This window comes from Bradyrhizobium sp. BR13661 (genome assembly GCF_029892425.1).
Classification (GTDB): domain Bacteria; phylum Pseudomonadota; class Alphaproteobacteria; order Rhizobiales; family Xanthobacteraceae; genus Bradyrhizobium.
Window position 1 is genome coordinate 135185 of sequence record NZ_JARXWB010000016.1, and the last position, 16471, is coordinate 151655.

The 16471-nt window shown below is 64.7% G+C and carries 18 protein-coding genes; 8 read left to right on the top strand and 10 right to left on the bottom strand.

The features are described from left to right. Positions 1-149: 149 nt before the first annotated feature. Positions 150-446, bottom strand: a complete 297-nt coding sequence (locus M2427_RS25225; RefSeq protein WP_014491914.1) for a co-chaperone GroES — start codon at positions 444-446, stop codon at positions 150-152. Between the two features lie 318 nt (positions 447-764). On the opposite strand from M2427_RS25225, the gene M2427_RS25230 reads away from it, so the two are divergent. Further along, positions 765-1289 (top strand): hypothetical protein, encoded by a 525-nt coding sequence (locus M2427_RS25230; RefSeq protein ID WP_280709474.1) that lies wholly within the window; start codon positions 765-767, stop codon positions 1287-1289. A 193-nt stretch (positions 1290-1482) separates the two neighbouring features. On the opposite strand, the gene M2427_RS25235 is transcribed toward M2427_RS25230, so the two are convergent. Continuing rightward, positions 1483-2262 carry a protein phosphatase CheZ gene (locus M2427_RS25235; protein ID WP_280709475.1) on the bottom strand — a complete coding sequence of 260 codons (780 nt, stop codon included), beginning with the start codon at positions 2260-2262 and terminating at the stop codon, positions 1483-1485. A 315-nt stretch (positions 2263-2577) separates the two neighbouring features. On the opposite strand from M2427_RS25235, the gene M2427_RS25240 reads away from it, so the two are divergent. Next, entirely contained in the window at positions 2578-3387 is an 810-nt protein-coding gene (locus M2427_RS25240; RefSeq protein ID WP_280709476.1) for a L,D-transpeptidase, read from the top strand. A 70-nt stretch (positions 3388-3457) separates the two neighbouring features. Here M2427_RS25240 and M2427_RS25245 read toward each other — a convergent pair whose 3' ends face one another. The 6 genes from M2427_RS25245 to M2427_RS25270 all read right to left on the bottom strand — a co-directional run bounded on the left by M2427_RS25245 (position 3458) and on the right by M2427_RS25270 (position 9030). Further along, positions 3458-4276, bottom strand: a complete 819-nt coding sequence (locus M2427_RS25245) for a DUF2076 domain-containing protein (RefSeq protein ID WP_280709477.1) — start codon at positions 4274-4276, stop codon at positions 3458-3460. Positions 4277-4401: 125 nt separating this feature from the next. Beyond that, positions 4402-5247: a ChbG/HpnK family deacetylase gene (locus tag M2427_RS25250; protein WP_280709478.1), complete on the bottom strand. Its 846-nt coding sequence runs from the start codon at positions 5245-5247 to the stop codon at positions 4402-4404. Then, entirely contained in the window at positions 5244-6350 is a 1107-nt protein-coding gene (locus M2427_RS25255) for a glycosyltransferase family 2 protein (RefSeq protein ID WP_280709480.1), read from the bottom strand. The genes M2427_RS25250 and M2427_RS25255 overlap by 4 nt, the downstream gene beginning before the upstream one ends. Before the next feature lie 92 nt (positions 6351-6442). Continuing rightward, the gene (hisG, locus tag M2427_RS25260) at positions 6443-7420 is read right to left on the bottom strand and encodes an ATP phosphoribosyltransferase (protein WP_280709481.1); all 978 of its coding nucleotides are present in this window, start codon (positions 7418-7420) and stop codon (positions 6443-6445) included. 3 nt (positions 7421-7423) lie between these two features. Beyond that, the gene (locus tag M2427_RS25265) at positions 7424-8575 is read right to left on the bottom strand and encodes an ATP phosphoribosyltransferase regulatory subunit (protein ID WP_280709482.1); all 1152 of its coding nucleotides are present in this window, start codon (positions 8573-8575) and stop codon (positions 7424-7426) included. 245 nt (positions 8576-8820) lie between these two features. Next, positions 8821-9030, bottom strand: a complete 210-nt coding sequence (locus M2427_RS25270; protein ID WP_280709484.1) for a hypothetical protein — start codon at positions 9028-9030, stop codon at positions 8821-8823. Between the two features lie 296 nt (positions 9031-9326). On the opposite strand from M2427_RS25270, the gene M2427_RS25275 reads away from it, so the two are divergent. Both M2427_RS25275 and M2427_RS25280 read left to right on the top strand, forming a co-directional pair. After that, entirely contained in the window at positions 9327-9833 is a 507-nt protein-coding gene (locus tag M2427_RS25275; RefSeq protein WP_280709485.1) for a hypothetical protein, read from the top strand. Then, on the top strand, positions 9775-10851 hold the full coding sequence (locus M2427_RS25280; RefSeq protein ID WP_280709487.1) for a helix-turn-helix domain-containing protein: 1077 nt from the start codon (positions 9775-9777) through the stop codon (positions 10849-10851). The genes M2427_RS25275 and M2427_RS25280 overlap by 59 nt, the downstream gene beginning before the upstream one ends. Positions 10852-10881: 30 nt before the next feature. Here the strand turns inward: M2427_RS25280 and M2427_RS25285 are convergent, their stop codons facing one another. Further along, positions 10882-11655, bottom strand: a complete 774-nt coding sequence (locus M2427_RS25285; protein ID WP_280709488.1) for a 16S rRNA (uracil(1498)-N(3))-methyltransferase — start codon at positions 11653-11655, stop codon at positions 10882-10884. A gap of 210 nt (positions 11656-11865) precedes the next feature. Here M2427_RS25285 and M2427_RS25290 point away from each other — a divergent pair, with 210 nt between their 5' ends. Both M2427_RS25290 and ubiA read left to right on the top strand, forming a co-directional pair. Beyond that, entirely contained in the window at positions 11866-12540 is a 675-nt protein-coding gene (locus M2427_RS25290) for a hypothetical protein (RefSeq protein ID WP_280709489.1), read from the top strand. Further along, positions 12537-13469, top strand: coding sequence for a 4-hydroxybenzoate octaprenyltransferase (ubiA, locus tag M2427_RS25295; protein ID WP_280709490.1), 933 nt, complete (start codon positions 12537-12539; stop codon positions 13467-13469). The genes M2427_RS25290 and ubiA overlap by 4 nt, the downstream gene beginning before the upstream one ends. Here the strand turns inward: ubiA and M2427_RS25300 are convergent. After that, the gene (locus M2427_RS25300; RefSeq protein WP_280709491.1) at positions 13466-13984 is read right to left on the bottom strand and encodes a DUF6101 family protein; all 519 of its coding nucleotides are present in this window, start codon (positions 13982-13984) and stop codon (positions 13466-13468) included. The genes ubiA and M2427_RS25300 overlap by 4 nt on opposite strands. A gap of 282 nt (positions 13985-14266) precedes the next feature. On the opposite strand from M2427_RS25300, the gene M2427_RS25305 reads away from it, so the two are divergent. Together M2427_RS25305 and M2427_RS25310 are read left to right on the top strand one after the other, a co-directional pair. Then, entirely contained in the window at positions 14267-15664 is a 1398-nt protein-coding gene (locus M2427_RS25305; protein WP_280709493.1) for a TldD/PmbA family protein, read from the top strand. Continuing rightward, positions 15651-16463 carry a 3'(2'),5'-bisphosphate nucleotidase CysQ gene (locus tag M2427_RS25310; protein ID WP_280709495.1) on the top strand — a complete coding sequence of 271 codons (813 nt, stop codon included), beginning with the start codon at positions 15651-15653 and terminating at the stop codon, positions 16461-16463. The genes M2427_RS25305 and M2427_RS25310 overlap by 14 nt, the downstream gene beginning before the upstream one ends. Positions 16464-16471 lie beyond the last annotated feature (8 nt).

Consider the following 16471-nt stretch of genomic DNA (forward strand, 5'->3'; position numbering starts at 1 on the left):
GTGATGTGTCTTGTTTGGTGCTGCGTCGCGCTTTCTTCGTCATTGCCGGGCTTGACCCGGCAATCCATCATCTTGTGAGGAAGGATGGATGCCCGGGTCGAGCCCGGGCATGACGGTCGCGCATTCAGCGGCCGTTCAGCCTGACGGCCTTAGGCCATCACGCCCATGATGTCCGACTCCTTCATGATCAGGAGCTCTTCGTTGTCGATCTTGACCTCGGTGCCCGACCACTTGCCGAACAGCACGCGGTCGCCGACCTTGAGGTCGATCGGGATCAGCTTGCCAGCCTCGTCGCGGCCACCGGGGCCGACGGCGACGACTTCGCCCTGGGACGGCTTTTCCTTGGCGGTGTCGGGGATGATGATGCCGCCCTTGGTCTTTTCCTCGGCGTCGATACGTTTGACCACGACACGGTCATGCAGCGGACGAAATTTGGACTTAGCCATGACGTTTCCCTTTGGAGGCTCGCTTTTCCGAAAGCAGCGGAAGTGGGTGGGGCGGCGCTTCCGTTCCCCCTCGTCGGCGAGGGTCGAACGGCGCGCTTAGCAATCGGTCTTTCCGAGTGCTAATAGTGCGCAGGGGATATGGCTTGGCTGCGATCCTGTCAAGCAAAGGTGGTTAAGCGATTGTTGAGGCGGATATAGGATGGTGGCACTGGAAACTCGTTCGGGGAAGAGGCGTATCTTAGGACGTCATTGCCCTGGCTGCGGTTTTGCGCTTGGCTGCGGGAGGGATGCGGCCATGGTCTTGTTCGGGGGAATGCCATGATCAGTTCAGCTCGCGCGCGCACGGTTGCCAATCTGGCGGCTGCGTCTTCTCTGGCGCTGTTGCTGGGCGCCTGCGGCGGCGGCGGCCTGAGCCTGCCGTCCTTCTCTTCGTCCCAGCCGCCGGTCGAGACCGAGCCCGGCGTTGCGCCGGAAATGCCGGCCTCGATCCGCTCCGACGAGATCGTCGGCCGCTGGGGCCTCGCCTCGTTCCAGAACCCGGCCGACCGTGCCCGCACCGAGGCGGCAGCGCGGGCCCAGTGCAAGAATCCCTACGTGATCGGCGCCGGGACGTCCGGCGGCGTGGTCATGCATCTGGCCGACCAGGCGACGCCGCAGGAACTGCGTCTGAAGGGCTCGCCGAGCGGCAAGAACTATATCGGCCCCTCCGGCCCGACGCCGGGCGAGCAGGACCGCGAGATCGTCTCCTTCGACGGCCGTGTCATGATCACCCGCTTCGTCGACAAGGACGCCGCCACCCGCTACGGCAACATGGTCTACGTCCGCTGCGCGCCGAAGGCGTAGCTTCTCTCCTTCGTCATGCCCCGGCTTGACCGGGGCATCCAGTACGCCGCGGCGAGAGTTGGCTGAAACGACTGTGGCCTCTGGAATACTGGATCGCCCGGTCAAGCGGGGCGATGACAGTTGAGAGAGTGATCTCCAAAAACAAAAAACGCCAGCTTTTGCCGGCGTTTCGTTTTTCTGATCTCGCGTTCGCTCAGTCGAACAGCGCGTCGATGTCGTCCTGCGAGGCGTGGCCGGCATCGCCGGCGAGCTTCGGGCCGTTGAGCAGCTTTTCGTCGTCGCTGCGGTTGTCGACCGGGGCCGGCACATGGGCCTTGATCGCGTCGACGCCACCCCAGATGTCCATCATCGCATTGATGTGCTGCTCGATGAACTTCATCGTGGTCATGACCTTGCTGATGCGCTGGCCGGTCAGGTCCTGGAAGTTGCAGGCCTCGAAGATCGAGATGACGCGTTCCTGGATGTCGTCGGCGAGGCGCTTCTGCTGGTCGACCGAGTCGACCTTGGAGAGTGCGGAGGCCGCCTGGTCGATCGACTCGGCGGCTTCGAGGATCTGCTGGGTCGCCTGTTCGGTCCCGCCGACCACCGCGCCGAGCTCGCCATTGACCTTGGCCATTTCGCCGCCGTCGAAGCTCTTGCCGTGCAGGGTCGCGATCTCGCGCTTGGTGCGGTCGATGGCGTCGTGGATGAGATCGAGCTCGACCTTCAGCTTCTCGCACTGTTCGATCTGGGCCCGGTAGGTCTCGAGCATGGTGCGGGCTTCGGAGAGCTCGTGAGCCGTGGAGGCGTCGATAGCGGCCATCGCCGCGCCGCCGGACAAAGGCGCGCTGCTCTTCGCCATCTGTGCGCGGATCGCACGCAACTCCGCCATGATCTCGCTATGCATCGGGCCAGCCTCTTCGGTCGCGTCAAACATCGGCATCTCGCCACCGAGGATGTCCTCGACACGAAAACGCTTGCGGTGAACAGCCATCAGGAAACTCCCCCCACCTCACTCACGCGTCTTTGTAGACGGAAGCGATTTAACACGAGGTTCACGTCAGGAACTGTTGTGCGGCCGCGCGCGACGCCGCGCAAACGCACGATTAACCATGCGGTTCTGCCCTTCATCGAAAATAAACGCTGATCGCCGAATTGCCGCGTCGTTCGCGACGTGGTGAATCGAAACGCCCGTGCTGTTTACCAAACGCAACGGAGTTTGCTCTTTATTGACCACGCCGAGGACGCGGCAATCAGCCAGCCCGTCCTGCGGCGAATGCAATGAGACGAAACAGTACAGAGTACGTCGATGTTCAAGAAGATGTCTGTCGCGCTGCTCGGCAGCGCATGCGCTTTCATTGTCGGCGCGACCAGCGCGAGCGCCTTTGACAATAGCGTGCCGAACGATCCGCCCGCGGTGCTCTACCAGCCGCGGGTCGCGCCGGTGCGCGTCGCCTCTAATGCCAATATGGGCGGCGGCTTCATCGAGTTCCTGTTCGGCGATGGTCCCGGCCGCGGCCCGGCCTATGCGCCGCAGCAGTCGATCTATCAGCAGCAGCCGGCCTATGCCGATCCGCGCCGCATGCCGCCGATGGGCGAGCCGCAGATGCAGGGTGGCTATCAGCAGGGCGCAAGCTACCAGCAGGAGGCGGTCGATCCGCGCCAGCGCCCGTTCGATCCGAAATTCGAGAAACAAGTTGTTGACTATGGCGGCAAGGAAAGTGCCGGCACGATCGTGGTCGATTCCAACAACAAGTTTCTCTACCTCGTCGAGGGCAATGGCCGCGCGATGCGCTATGGCATCGGCGTCGGACGCGAGGGTTTCACCTGGAGCGGCGTGAAGTCGATCACCGCCAAGCGCGAATGGCCGGATTGGACGCCGCCCGCGGAAATGCTCGCCCGCCGTCCCGATCTGCCCAGGCACATGGAAGGCGGCCCGGAAAATCCGCTCGGCGCGCGCGCGATGTATCTCGGCTCCACGCTCTACCGCATCCACGGCTCCAATGAGCCCTGGACCATCGGCACCAACGTCTCCTCCGGTTGCATCCGCATGCGCAACGAGGACGTCATCGACCTCTACGGCCGCGTCAATGTCGGCACCAAGGTCGTGGTGATGTGATCGTCCGACGCTCAATATGAAAACGGCCGCCTTATCGGCGGCCGTTTTTATTTGGCGCTATCGAGCAGCCTCACGCGTAATCACTGCCGCCGTCGTCTCCGCCGCCGAAATCGCTGTCGTCGGCGAGGTCCGTATTGCCGTTATCGTTGTTGTCGTAGTTCTGGTCGCTGTTGTCGCGATCGTTCTGATCGAACAAGCCCTGACGCGAATCCCGGTTCGATCCGATGTCATTCAGGCCGGCGTCACGGGCGAGCGAGCCTCCGGATTGGTCGCCGCCCCAGGGGCCGCCACCGCCGCGTTCCTCGATGATGGTGGTGTCGCCAAAAGCCTGGTGCGATCCGCCGCCCATCATGCCGCGGATGCTGGAGAGCAGCAGCGAGCCGCCGACCACGCCGGCCGCGGCTGCGGCCGCCGTGCCCAGGAACGAGCCGCCGCCCCCGCCGACCGGGGGAGCGCCATATCCTTGTCCGTATCCTTGGCTTTGTCCGTAAGCCTGACCATAAGGCGGCGGCGCGCCGTAGCCGGGCTGCGCCTGCTGCATCGCCTGGCCGCTGTTCCAGACCGGCCGGGAGTCACGCGGCGGCACATTCGGCACCGAGCCGCGGGACGAGCCACCGCCGAACAGCGTGTCGCGCATGGTATCCAGGAAGCCGCCGGACTGCGGCTGCTCGGTCGCATGGGCCGCCTCCAGCTCCTGGATGCGGTTATGGGCGCGCTTCAGCGCCTCATCCTGCAACAGTGTGGTCTGCACCAGCGCATAGACCGCGCCCGGCGCCTTGCGTAGGCCGTCCGAAATCGCGGCGATCGCGTCGGGATCGCGCGGTGCATTTTCCAGTTTCGAAAGCCGGTCGAAAAGCTCGTCGACGAGCTGGCGTTCCTGCGGCGTCATGGTCGGTCTCCCTTGCGCGAAACAAGCGCAAGCCGGATGTAGGGTTCCATTGTGGCCCCAACAGTGGCGGCTGGATTAAATTTCGGTATGCGACAAGCCGCCTCGCGGGCTGGCTTTTGCCGGTTTCATCCCAATGTCACACGGCTGGTCGCGAGAAGCCGTGGAAAAGCGTCGCTCGCGAGATAGGCATGCTCGCGTTCCCTGACGTCCGTCATCGGGTCGAGGCCGGTAAGGATCTCATCGACAAAGCCCGGGTGGCACATCACAAGGCCGCCCTCGGGGAGGCCCTCCAGAAATTGCCGCATCAGCTCGCCGAAATCAGCCGCGCGCGTGAAATCATAGGCGCCGGCAAACGCGGAATTGAATGCAAGACCGGCGCGCGCCGCACGGCGACGGAATTTTGCACTGAGGATATCCAGGACGATCGCTTTTGGCGACGCCAGCCGCTGCGCCAACGGCAGGTCGCGCCCGCCCTGGCGAACCCAGGCCTTTGGCGCGATGTCGCTGACGGCTTCGACAAAGCCGTCGCGCACCTGCGGAAACAGCTGCACATGTTGATGGCCGTCGACGAAATCGGGCGCGCGGCCGAAGGCTTCGGCGAAAGCGGTGAGCTGCGCCCGCACCTCATTGCGGAAGAACTCGCTGTCGAGCCGCCGCATCGATCCGGCGCGCAGCAGTTTTGGAAAGGCCATGAACATGTCGCCGTCGAGCGGACGGAAATGCATCGTGAGCGGCCGGAACGGCGCCGACAATGTCACGTGCAATCCGATCGCGCAGCGCGGGCTCGCTTTTGTTGCGGAAGAAAGCGCCTCGACCTCGTGCTGCTCGATGGCGGGGCCGACCATCATCACCGAGGTGGCGTTGAGGCGGCCGCGTTCGATCAGGTCGCGGATGGCACGGTTGACGCCCGGGCTGATGCCGTAATCGTCGGCGCAGAGCCAGATCTTGCGCGGCGCCCCCGCCGCGCTCATTCGGCGGCGGTCCTGTTCGATGCGTCCTGACTTGAAGTATCCTGACTTGAAGTATCCTGGCTTGAAGTATCCTGGCTTGAAGTATGCTGGGCCTTGTCGGCCTCGAAATGCTTTTCGCTGTGCTCGGCGACGAAATAGATCGGACGCGCCTTCAGCTCGGAGAGGATCTTGCCGATATATTCGCCGACGATGCCGATCATGATCAGCTGAACGCCGCCGATCGTCATCAGGCCGACCACCAGCGAGGGATAGCCCGGCACCTGCTTGCCGGTCGTGAACACCTCCCAGAGGATCGAGAGACCGAACAGGAAGGCGACGCCGGCAAGCAGCACGCCGAGCAGGCTGGCAAAGCGCAGCGGCGCCACCGAGAACGACGTCAAGCCCTCGATCGACAGGCCCAGCAGACGCCCGGCGCTGAAGGTCGTGACGCCGTGGGCGCGCTCGGCAGGCTCGTAATCGACGCGGATCTGGCGGAAACCGATCCAGCTTGCGAGCCCCTTGAAGAAGCGGTTGCGCTCCGGCAGCTGCCTCAGCGCCGTGACCGCGCGAGGCGACAGCAGGCGGAAGTCGCCGGCGTCCTCCGGGATCTTCTGGCGCGCGCCCCAATTGATCAGCGCATAGAAGCCGTGCACGGCAAGGCGGCGCAGGAACGGCTCGTTGTCGCGATGGGCCTTCGCGGTATAGACGACGTCATAGCCGTCCTCGATCCAGTGCCGCACCAGCTGCTCGACGAGAACAGGCGGATGCTGGCCGTCGCCATCCATGAACATCACCGCGCCCAGGCGTGCATGGTCGAGGCCGGCCATCAATGCCGCCTCCTTGCCGAAATTGCGCGACAGCGACACCACCTGGACGTCGATCGCGTCGGCCGGCAATCCGCGCGCAACCGACAAGGTCGCGTCCGCGCTGCCGTCGTCGACATAGACGACCTCGCAGGCGAGGCGATAGCGTTGCCGCAAGGTCCTGGCGAGATCGCAGATGCGCTGGTGCAGCACAGCGAGGCCCGCCGCCTCGTTATAGACAGGGACGACAATCGACAGCCCCTTCGCCGCGGCGGTCGCTGCGTTGGTGGTCAGGCCGGAAACGTCAGAGCCCAGAATCATCGATCAAGGTTCCACAGGGTCGTCTTAACAGCATATGGTAGCAGCTGCTTGCTGTCGCTACGCTGAACAAAGCTGCCCAACAAACTTTGGACTCACTGCGGCAGGAACGCTTCGAGCTTGGCGAACAGCGGGTTTTCCCGGTCGAACACATAGTCGAGCGAGACCACCGAGACGGTCTCGGCGCCATGTTCGCGCAGGAAGCTCGCGAGCGCATAGAGCTGGCCCGGTGGGCAGTGCAGCGTGAGCATGCCCGATGACGTCGGGCCGCCGAACGGAGCTTCGACGCCGAAGCGGCTATGGGCTTCGCCGAGCAGCGCGGCGTCGCATTGCCGGAAGCGGGTCCGGACCTCGCGGTATTTGTTGGCGCGCGCCCGTGCCGCGATGTGATCGAGGATGATGCGCGCGGTCTCGCGGGCCTCCGGCGACCAGTCGGCATCTTTCGACGCGACCAGATTGGCCTGGCTGCGCAGCATCACGCCGTCGTCGAGCACCCGCAGGCCGTTGGCGGCCAGCGTCGCGCCCGTCGTGGTGATGTCGACGATCAGCTCGGCGCTGCCGGCCGCCGGCGCGCCCTCGGTCGCGCCCGTGCTCTCGACGATGCGGTAATCGCTGATGCCGTGCTGCGAGAAGAACGCGCGGGTCAGATTGATGAACTTGGTCGCAACCCGCATCCGCATGTGATGCTGCTCGCGGAAGCCGGTCGCGACGTCGTCGAGATCGGCCATGGTGCGGACGTCGATCCAGGCCTGCGGCACCGCGACCACGACGTCGGCATAGCCGAAGCCGAGCCCGTCGATCAGCGACACGCGCTTCTCCGCGTCCGCGATGTTCTCGCGCACCAGGTCTTCACCGGTGACGCCGAAATGCGCCAGGCCGCGGGACAATTGCGCGGCGATCTCGCTCGCCGAGAGATAGGCGACCTCGACATTATCGAGGCCCGCGATGGTACCGCGATAGTCGCGGGCGCCGCCGGCCTTCGTCAGCTTGAGTCCGGCGCGGGCGAAGAACGCCTCGGCATTTTCCTGCAGGCGGCCCTTGGAGGGAACGGCCAGAACGAATGGCGCGCTCATCGATTAAGCCCCCACCTTGCGGCCGATCTTGGTCAGCGCATCCACCCAGACCGAGAAGCCGACTGCCGGAATAGGAGCGGGCGAGCCGAGTTGGGTCATCAGTCCATCATAGCGACCACCGGCAACCAGCGGCTCGATGCCGTTACCCCGGTGATGCAGTTCGAACTCGAACCCGGTGTAATAGTCGAGGCCGCGCCCGAACGCGGTCGAGAAGCGCGTGCTCTTCACGTCGACGCCGCGCGCGGCCATGAAGCCCACCCGGCTCTCGAGCTGGTCGATCGCGGCGTTTAGATCAAGCCTTGCCTCGGCGGTGAGGGCGCGCAACGCGGCGACCGCCTCGTCAGGATTGCCCGAAATCGACAGGAAGCGCTTCAGCACCGCGATCGCCTCGCGCGGCAGCGCGCCGCCCTTCAGCGTCGACTGCTCGAGGAAGCGGTCGGCGATCTCGGCCGTGGTGCGGCCGCCGACATTGGTGGTGCCGGCAATCGACATCAGATCGGTGACGAAGGCCAGCGCCGCCCTGCGGTCGGAGCCCGCGAGTGCGGCCAGCACGCCTTCATACTCGCTGCGGGCCGCGGTGGTCTCGGCCGCCAGCCGCTCCAGATCCTGTTCCAGGCTGATCTTGCGGTTGAAGTCCTTGACCAGGCGGCGGCGCCAGACCGGGTAAAGGTTGAGCGCGTCGAGCAGGGCGTTGAACAGCGCGACGTCGCCGGTGCGGATCTCGACGTCGCGCACGCCGAAAGCGGAAGTTGCCTCCAGCGCCAGCGCCAGCGTCTCGGCATCCGCGGCCGCGCGGTCCTGGCGGCCGAACGATTCGATCCCGGCCTGGAGGAACTCACTGGCCTGTCCGCTGCGGTAGCGGAACACGGGCCCCAGATAGCTGAACCCGGCCGGCTGGCCGGCCCGGTTCGAAGCGAGGTAGTCGCGCGCCACCGGGATCGTCAGGTCGGGGCGCAGGCAAAGCTCCTCGCCGGACAGATCCGTCGTCAGATAGAGGCTCTTGCGGATGTCCTCGCCCGACAGATCCAAAAACGGCTCGGCCGGCTGCAGGATGGCGGGCTCGGCCCTGGCATAGCCGGCCTGCGCGAACGACAACAGCAGCGTATCCGCCCAGGCGGCGGAGCCGGCAGCATTTGAGGTGGCAGTCGCGGTCATCTCGGGGTCCATCATCCCGGGAGAACCGGGCAGGGCAAAGGAATTGCCGCAGCCCTTAGCATGGCCGGAAAACGGTTTCGACCTCCAAAGGATCAATCGCTTAACGACTTTGAAGCCGTCCGGGCCGGGGTGCGTGTGTCGGCTGCTGCACCGGTCGAACTTGTCGGTTCAAGGTAATATAATACCCAAATACATTTCCGTGGTGCCGGTCTCACCGGCGCGGCAGCGGTTGTCGTTCGCGTCACTCAATCCGGGCCGGGGCTGTCTTTGCAGTCTTCGATCGTCGGCGTCTTGGCCGGACCGGATTGCGGGGCGTCGAATGCGGCGTTCTCGGCGAGTTGCTCAGCCAGATCGAGAATGCGCCGCCTCTTGCTGGAATCCGTGATGCGGAGAAACGTCTTGATGAGACGCAGTTCCTGTCGTCGCAACATCTCGAGCCCAGCATCGTCGTCCATGGCCATTCATTCCCGTGCAGCCGCCGGGTGAGAGGGAGCCGGCGTCTTCGAAGCAGCTAGTTACGCTCGTCATGCAATGGAGTTTCGGCGCCGTCGATCCGGCTGGCATGCCGACATCGCGTCGCAATGTCGGCTGCGAACATCCGACGCGCGCGCCTCATCCATCTGCAACGTCACAGTGGCTCACAATGAGAGATTGAGAACCCTTGGCAAGTTGTCCCATACTCAATTTGGGTATGCCGGATGAGACGTTCGCGGCCGCCTTCGTTTACAACATAAAAATTGGTTTCTGATTCATGCAAAATGCTTCCGATATCATCCGGACAGTCTCGCGACACACGCTGGCCTACATGCTGTTTTCGATCAGCGAGATGTTTCGCAACTACGAAGAATTCGATCCGATGGACCTTCTGATCGTTCACGCGATTCTCAATGCGAACGTCATCAATGTGATGAACAATCCGTCGCTGGACGAGAAGTTTTCGAGCATCCACACCGTCGAGCCGGATGCGATCAAGCAGGGCGTGTCGCGAGCGGCGCTCTCTCGCTTCCTGAGCCTGCCGCTGGAGACCGTTCGCCGTCGTGTGGCGGGACTGAAGAGGCGGAAGATTCTCGCCGAGACCGAGGCCGGGCTGATCGTGACGGAGCAGAACGCATTCAAGTTCGGTAACAACCACGAGCTCCAGAAGACCAACATGCTGTTGCTCACCAAACTGCTTCGCGATCTCAAGCGCGCGGGCATCAATGGGCCGGACGATCTGCGTGCGCCCGAGAGCGCTGCATCGACCAGGAAGGCGAAGTAAGCGGCAGGATATGGATCAAAGCCTTCTCGACATAGCACGCGATGGAGCGAACAGGAGCGCAGCGGAACGCCTGTTGTCGTTCCAGGGACTCAAGGCATCCTCGGCGCTCGAGCTGCAATCGTACGACATCGATCATTTCGGCGACAGCGAGCGATATGCCGGTGCGTCGAGCATGCCGTTATCCGCTGGCTCCACTGCGATCATGCGTGCGCGGCTCAGCCTGCCGAACCTGAGCCTGTCTCTGGTCCGGACCTTCCCGCGGATTATCAGGGGGTACCAATTGGCCCATGCCGCGGCCGTGGTGGTGCCGATGGATCACGTGACCACCACCCGCATCAACGGGCAATCGATCGGCAGCTCCATCGTCGTTCTCAGGGGCGCCTCCGATTGCCTGGTCTACGAGCCCGTCGGTCGCATGATCGGTGTCATCTACTTCACGCCGCCCGCGAGCGGGCTCTGGTCTCGACTGGATGGCTATCATTTGCTGAGCGCGGCACCGGACATGCTCGCTTCCCTGCGCGGTCAGATTTCCACAACGCTCGAGATTGCAGCCAATGATCCGGATTTGCTGAACGATCCGACCTCGCGCGCATCTGTCGAACAATCGCTGCTCGGCGCGATGGATGCTGCCCTCGAAACCAGCGTGGATATCCGATCGACGCACGCCACGACGTCGACTTATCTGCGGATCGTCGCCGAGATGGAGAGCTTGATCCGGCACGATCTGACGATCTGGCATAAGACCACCGAGATGGCGGAGCGCGTGGGTGTGTCGGTTCGCACGCTGCAGAGCGCGACGCAGGCCATCTGTGGCATGAGCCCGCATCGCTATTCCAGGGTCATGCGCCTCTGGTCAGTGCGCCGGCAACTGCGCAACGGTCCGGGACGCCGCAGCGTGAAGGCCTGTGCCATTGCGCATGGCTTCTGGCATTTGAGCGAGTTCGCGGCAAGCTACAGGGCGGCGTTCGGAGAGCTGCCGTCCGAGACGCTGTATCGGTCGGTGCGCGAGCGCAGCTAGCTACCGTGATCGTTCGCGCGGCGTGTCGACCTAACCGCTGCTGTCGCCGCCCCAATCGCCCAGCACGGCCTGGACCAGCGCCAGGGCCGCCACCGCGGCCGTGTCGGCGCGCATGATCCGCGGGCCAAGGGCGAGCCGCAGGATGTTCGGCTGCCGCAGCAGCAGGGCGCGCTCTTCCTCGGCAAAGCCGCCTTCAGGGCCGATCAGCACGTCGATGCCGCCTCTGCCTTGGTCATGGCCGGTCTTGCTTGCGTCTTGCAGGCTTTGAATGGGGCTTTGGACCTCCGCTGCCTCGTCGCAGAAGATGAGCAGGCGGTGTGAGGGGCGCTGACTGAGATACCGCTCCAGCGGCACCGGTTCGGCAACCGCGGCGATGCTCAAGATGCCGCACTGTTCCGCCGCCTCGACGACGTTGGCGCGCATCCGCTCGGTATTGACCCGGGAGACCTGGCTGAACCGGGTCAAGACCGGTTGAAGCGTGGCGGCGCCCATTTCGATCGCCTTCTGGACCATGTAGTCGAGCCGGGCATGCTTGAGCGGGGCGAAGACATAGACGAGGTCCGGCAGCCGGTCCTGGGGCCGGACCTGCTGGAGGATGACCAGGTTGTCGGGCCGCTTGCGGCCCTCGATCGCAGCCTGCCATTCGCCATCGCGGCCGTTGAAGGCCAAAACTTCGGCCCCGGCGGCAAGCCGCAGAACATTGCCGAGATAATTGCTCTGGTCGCGGTCGAGCGGAACCCTGGCGTCCTGGGACAGGGGGGCGTCGACAAACAGGCGCGGGGCATGAAAATCGTGGGAGGGCATCGGTCAAAAGTCCAATCTGGCGCCGTTCTTAACCGAAAGCCATTGTTCCGGGGGTAAATATTGCCGAATCGGTGCGTCGGCACGCCGCGCTCTTGCCCCATTCGACGGGTTGTTAAGCGCTGGCGGGCCTCGTAAAATCGCCAGCATGCCGGTTGCGCTTCAATTGGGAAGACGCCGAACCCGTAAGCTCCTGCCGGAGAGACTGTCTTGATGATCCGTCGTTTGATGGTTCCGATCACTGCCGCCATGGTCGTCATGGGCGCCGCGGGGGCTCACGCCCAGGGATTCCCGGCGCCGCTGCCCGGCCAGGCCGCAACCGATTCCGCTTTTCCGCCCGTGAACGGCCGAGCGCCGGTTGCCTCCGTCGGCGCCACGCCACAGGCCTCGTTCCCGACCAGCGGCGCGGCCCCCATCGGTGGTGCCGGCGCGTTCAGCGCGGCTCCGCCGACGCAAGCAGGTCCCGGCCCGGATTGCATGAAGGCGTTCACGCCGCTCCGCGAGGAAGCCGAGAAGCGCGGCAAGCTCATCAAGGCCGCGAGCGACCGCCACGCTCCGCCTGACGAAGCCTGCAAGTTGATCAAGAACTTCGGCCAGGCCGAGCTCAAGATGATCAAATACATCGAGACCAACGCCGCCAAATGCGGAATCCCGCCGAACGTCGGCGCGCAGATGAAGGACGGTCACAAGGCAACCGAGGCGATGCAGACGAAGGTCTGCAATGTCGCGCAGCAGATGGCGAATGGGCCGCGCGGTCCGGCCGGTCCGTCGCTGAGCGAGGTGGTGGGCTCGGGCTCGGTGCCGGAGGCCAATACTGGCAAGAAGGGCGGCAGCACCTTCGACACTCTCAACGGAAACGTCCTCAGCCGCGACGTCATCACACGATGAGCGACACATCCGCCCGCGTTGCCGATTCCACCGGCAACTGGGTCGATACGCTCGCACCGCAATGGGCGCGGCCGTATTTGCGCCTGTCCCGCTTCGATCGTCCGATCGGCTCCTGGCTTCTGCTGATGCCGTGCTGGTGGTCGGCGGCCCTTGCGAGCGGCATGGCGCATGACGTTCACCGTCTGCCACTGATCATCGTCTTGTTCTTCATCGGCGCCTTCGTGATGCGCGGCGCCGGTTGCACCTGGAACGACATCACCGATCGCGACCTCGACGACAAGGTCGAGCGCACCCGATCGCGGCCGCTGCCGTCGGGCCAGGTCACCACGAATCAGGCGCTGGCCTTCATGGTGGCGCAGGCGCTGATCGGTCTCGTGGTGCTGTTGCAGTTCAACCGCTTCGCCGTCGCCACCGGCATCGCCTCGCTGCTGATCGTCGCGATCTATCCCTTCATGAAGCGCATCACCTGGTGGCCTCAGATCGTGCTTGGGCTCGCCTTCTCCTGGGGCGCGCTGATGGGATTTGCCGTCACCTTCGGACGCATCGATGTCACCGCGCTCGTGCTCTATGCCGGCGCGATTTCCTGGGTGATCGGCTACGACACCATCTATGCGCATCAGGATGCCGACGACGACGCGCTGATCGGCATCAAGTCCACGGCGCGCCTGTTCGGTGCACACACGCACCAGGCGCTGATCCTGTTCTACGGGCTATCGGTGATGCTGATCGGCGTCGCGCTGGCGTCAGCCGATGCGCGCTGGCCGGCGTGGCTCGGGCTTGGCGCGTTTGCCGTGCATCTGGGCTGGCAGATCAAGCGGCTGAGGATCGACGATCCCGAGCTGTGCAAGCGGCTGTTCTATTCGAACAAGCATGCAGGGGCGCTGCTGTTCGCGGGATTGCTGACCGACGCGGTGATGCGCGCAGCTTAATTCCGCGCGATGATCTCGCGCTCTTGGCGATGAATCGGCAGCTCGCGCGCCATGGCGGTGCGGCGGCGCATCAGGAATTTCGGGCGGCGGGCGCGGATCGCATTGGCGCGGCGGCGGCGCGGTGCCGGCTTGCGGGCGCCTTCGTCGAGCTGCGGCAGCGCGAAGATCTCGCTCCAGATGGCCCAGGCTTCCGCGAGATCCTCGCCATCGGCGCTGACCAGCAGCGGCACGGACAATGAGGGATCGCGGTGCACGAGGACGAGGGTCTGCGCCTCGTCATTGCCGCGCAGCGCGACGCCGGTGAAGTCGCTGACGCGGACGTTGATCGCCATCTGCATGCCGCGGACGGCACGGCGCAGCACGACACGCTCGCGATGAAGCTCGATCTGCCTGGTGTAGCCGTCGGCGCGCGGGTCATGCGCATCGAAGCGGACCGGAAGGGAAAGAGGGTCGAGCCGCAGATTGCGGCTCGACCCGGCGGGGTTGGCCCCGCATGTTGCTGTTTGACGCCTCACGGCTTTCGTTCTCCCCGCCAGGATTATGTTCCCGGTCGATGCGGGGACCTTAGCGTGCCGCTTTCCGAAACCGCTTAAAAAGGCTGGTTAATCCAACCTCACCGCCCACCATGATTGACAAGACCTTGGCGCAGATGATTGACGAGACGTTGCGCGAATGCTGCGAATCTGAGCCTTCTGCAGGCTGAAAATGCTTGAAGTCCGCACCATTTGGGCACATCTGGTATTCAGGATCTAAGGTCGCGCCCCGAAACCTCCCGCGCCCCCAACAGGATTTCGTTCGTGAACTCTTCACCATCCGCAAGCTCGACGCTTTCGCCCAAAGCCACCAGCGACCTGTTCGATCAGTCCGCGCTCTCGGATCTCGCGCAGCGTCTGGTCGAGGCGGCGAAGCGCGCCGGCGCCGATGCGGCCGACGCGGTCGCGGTGCGCGGCATCTCGCAAGGCGTCGAGGTGCGCGACGGCCGTGTCGAGGAATCCGAGCGGTCCGAGGGCGACGATGTCGGCCTGCGCGTGCTGGTCGGCCAACGCCAGGCCGTGGTCTCGACCAACGACGCGAGCGGCGATGCGGTCACCAAGCTCGCCGAGCGCGCGGTGGCGATGGCGCGCGTGGCGCCCGACGACAAATATGTCGGCCTCGCCGATCCTGCGCTGCTGGCGCGCGACTTCCCCGATCTCGATCTGCTCGATCCGAACGTGCCTGCGACATCAGAGCTCGAGCGCCGCGCGCTCGAGGCCGAGGCCGCCGCGCTTGCCGTGAAGGGTGTGTCGAAATCCGGCGGCGCGTCAGCTTCTGCCGGCATGGGCGGCATGGTGCTCGTCACCTCGACCGGTTTCCACGGTTCATATCTGCGCTCCAGCCAGGGCATCTCGGCGACTGCAATCGTCGGCGAAGGCACCAGCATGGAGCGCGACTACGACTTCACCTCGGCGCCGCACGGTGCCGATCTGTTGTCGCCTGAAGTCGTCGGGCGTTCCGCCGGCGAGCGGACCGTGGCGCGCTACAATCCGCGCAAGGTCGAGACCTGCAAGGTGCCCGTGGTGTTCGACCCGCGCGTCGCGGGCTCCCTGGTCGGCCATGTCGTCGGCGCCATCAACGGCGCCTCGATCGCGCGCAAGACCAGCTTCCTCAAGGACAAGCTCGGCCAGCAGCTGTTCTCGAAGAACATCCGCATCATCGACGACCCCTTGCGCAAGCGCGGCCTGCGCTCGCAGACCTTCGATGCCGAAGGCGTCGCGGTGAAGCGGATCGCGCTGGTCGACGAAGGCGTGCTGACCACCTGGCTGCTCGACTGCGCCACCGCGCGCGAGCTTGGCCTCACCACGACAGGCCACGCCCATCGCGGTGTGTCGTCTTCGCCGTCGCCGGGGCCGTACAATCTGCATCTCGAGGCCGGCACGCCAACGCCGACCGAATTGATCTCGGACATCAGCCAAGGTTTTTACGTCACCGACCTGATCGGATCGGGCGTCAACGGCGTCACCGGCGATTACAGTCGCGGCGCCTCCGGCTTCTGGATCGAAAATGGCGAGCTCACCTATCCCGTCAGCGAGGTGACGATCGCCGGCCATCTGTTCGAGATCTTCAAATCGATGCAGCCGGCCAACAATCTCGAGTTCCGCTACGGCATCAATGCGCCGACGGTGCGCATCGAGGGTTTGACGCTTGGCGGACGCTGACTTTTCCGACACGACGATACAGACGCGCGACGCGGCGCTGCTGCAGGACACGGTGCGGGAGGCGGGGGCGCTCGCGCAGTCGATGTTCCGCACCGAGCTGAAGAAATGGATCAAGGGCGCATCCTCGCCGGTCTCGGAAGCCGACATTGCCGTGAACGATCTGCTCGAAGCCCGCCTGCGCGGCGCCACGCCCGATTATGGCTGGCTGTCGGAGGAGAGCGCCGACGACGCCTCGCGGCTGTCGCGGCGGCTGACCTGGGTGGTCGATCCGATCGACGGCACCCGCAATTATCTGGGCGGCCATGACGAATGGTGCGTCAGCGTCGCGCTGGTCGAGGATGCTTCGCCCGTGCTCGCCGCCGTGTTCGCGCCGGTGAGCAATGAGTTCTTTTTCGCCGTTCGCGGCCAGGGCACCACGCTCAACGGCAAGCAGGTCCAGGCCAGCGCCGGCACCGCGCTCGACTTCGCCCGCCTGGCCGGCCCCAAGCCGATGGTCGAGCGACTCAATACAAGACCCGGCGACATCAAGCTGCATCCGCGAATCGGCTCGCTGGCGCTCCGGCTGTGCAGGGTTGCCAATGGGTCCCTGGATGCGGCTTTTGCGGGTGGCAATAGTCATGATTGGGACCTTGCGGCGGCCGATTTGATCGTGCAGGAAGCGGATGGTAGGATGAGTGACCTCTCTGGAGACCCCATCCTCTATAATCGCCGGGAAGTGACGCACGGGGTGCTGGTGGCAGCGGGACGCGATCGTCATGCGAGCATTGTCGCGCATTTTCGAAACCGTCCCCTGGCCTGAAGCGCTCG

Bases quoted from the DNA above. Each gene is read 5' to 3' on its own strand.
- M2427_RS25235 (WP_280709475.1), bottom strand. From the start codon at position 2,262: ATGGCTGTTCACCGCAAGCGTTTTCGTGTCGAGGACATCCTCGGTGGC.
- M2427_RS25240 (WP_280709476.1), top strand. From the start codon at position 2,578: ATGTTCAAGAAGATGTCTGTCGCGCTGCTCGGCAGCGCATGCGCTTTC.
- M2427_RS25275 (WP_280709485.1), top strand. From the start codon at position 9,327: ATGCAAAATGCTTCCGATATCATCCGGACAGTCTCGCGACACACGCTG.
- M2427_RS25265 (WP_280709482.1), bottom strand. From the start codon at position 8,575: ATGACCGCGACTGCCACCTCAAATGCTGCCGGCTCCGCCGCCTGGGCG.
- M2427_RS25230 (WP_280709474.1), top strand. From the start codon at position 765: ATGATCAGTTCAGCTCGCGCGCGCACGGTTGCCAATCTGGCGGCTGCG.
- hisG (WP_280709481.1), bottom strand. From the start codon at position 7,420: ATGAGCGCGCCATTCGTTCTGGCCGTTCCCTCCAAGGGCCGCCTGCAG.
- M2427_RS25280 (WP_280709487.1), top strand. From the start codon at position 9,775: ATGGGCCGGACGATCTGCGTGCGCCCGAGAGCGCTGCATCGACCAGGA.
- M2427_RS25225 (WP_014491914.1), bottom strand. From the start codon at position 446: ATGGCTAAGTCCAAATTTCGTCCGCTGCATGACCGTGTCGTGGTCAAA.
- M2427_RS25255 (WP_280709480.1), bottom strand. From the start codon at position 6,350: ATGATTCTGGGCTCTGACGTTTCCGGCCTGACCACCAACGCAGCGACC.
- M2427_RS25270 (WP_280709484.1), bottom strand. From the start codon at position 9,030: ATGGACGACGATGCTGGGCTCGAGATGTTGCGACGACAGGAACTGCGT.
- M2427_RS25245 (WP_280709477.1), bottom strand. From the start codon at position 4,276: ATGACGCCGCAGGAACGCCAGCTCGTCGACGAGCTTTTCGACCGGCTT.
- M2427_RS25290 (WP_280709489.1), top strand. From the start codon at position 11,866: ATGATCCGTCGTTTGATGGTTCCGATCACTGCCGCCATGGTCGTCATG.
- ubiA (WP_280709490.1), top strand. From the start codon at position 12,537: ATGAGCGACACATCCGCCCGCGTTGCCGATTCCACCGGCAACTGGGTC.
- M2427_RS25285 (WP_280709488.1), bottom strand. From the start codon at position 11,655: ATGCCCTCCCACGATTTTCATGCCCCGCGCCTGTTTGTCGACGCCCCC.
- M2427_RS25250 (WP_280709478.1), bottom strand. From the start codon at position 5,247: ATGAGCGCGGCGGGGGCGCCGCGCAAGATCTGGCTCTGCGCCGACGAT.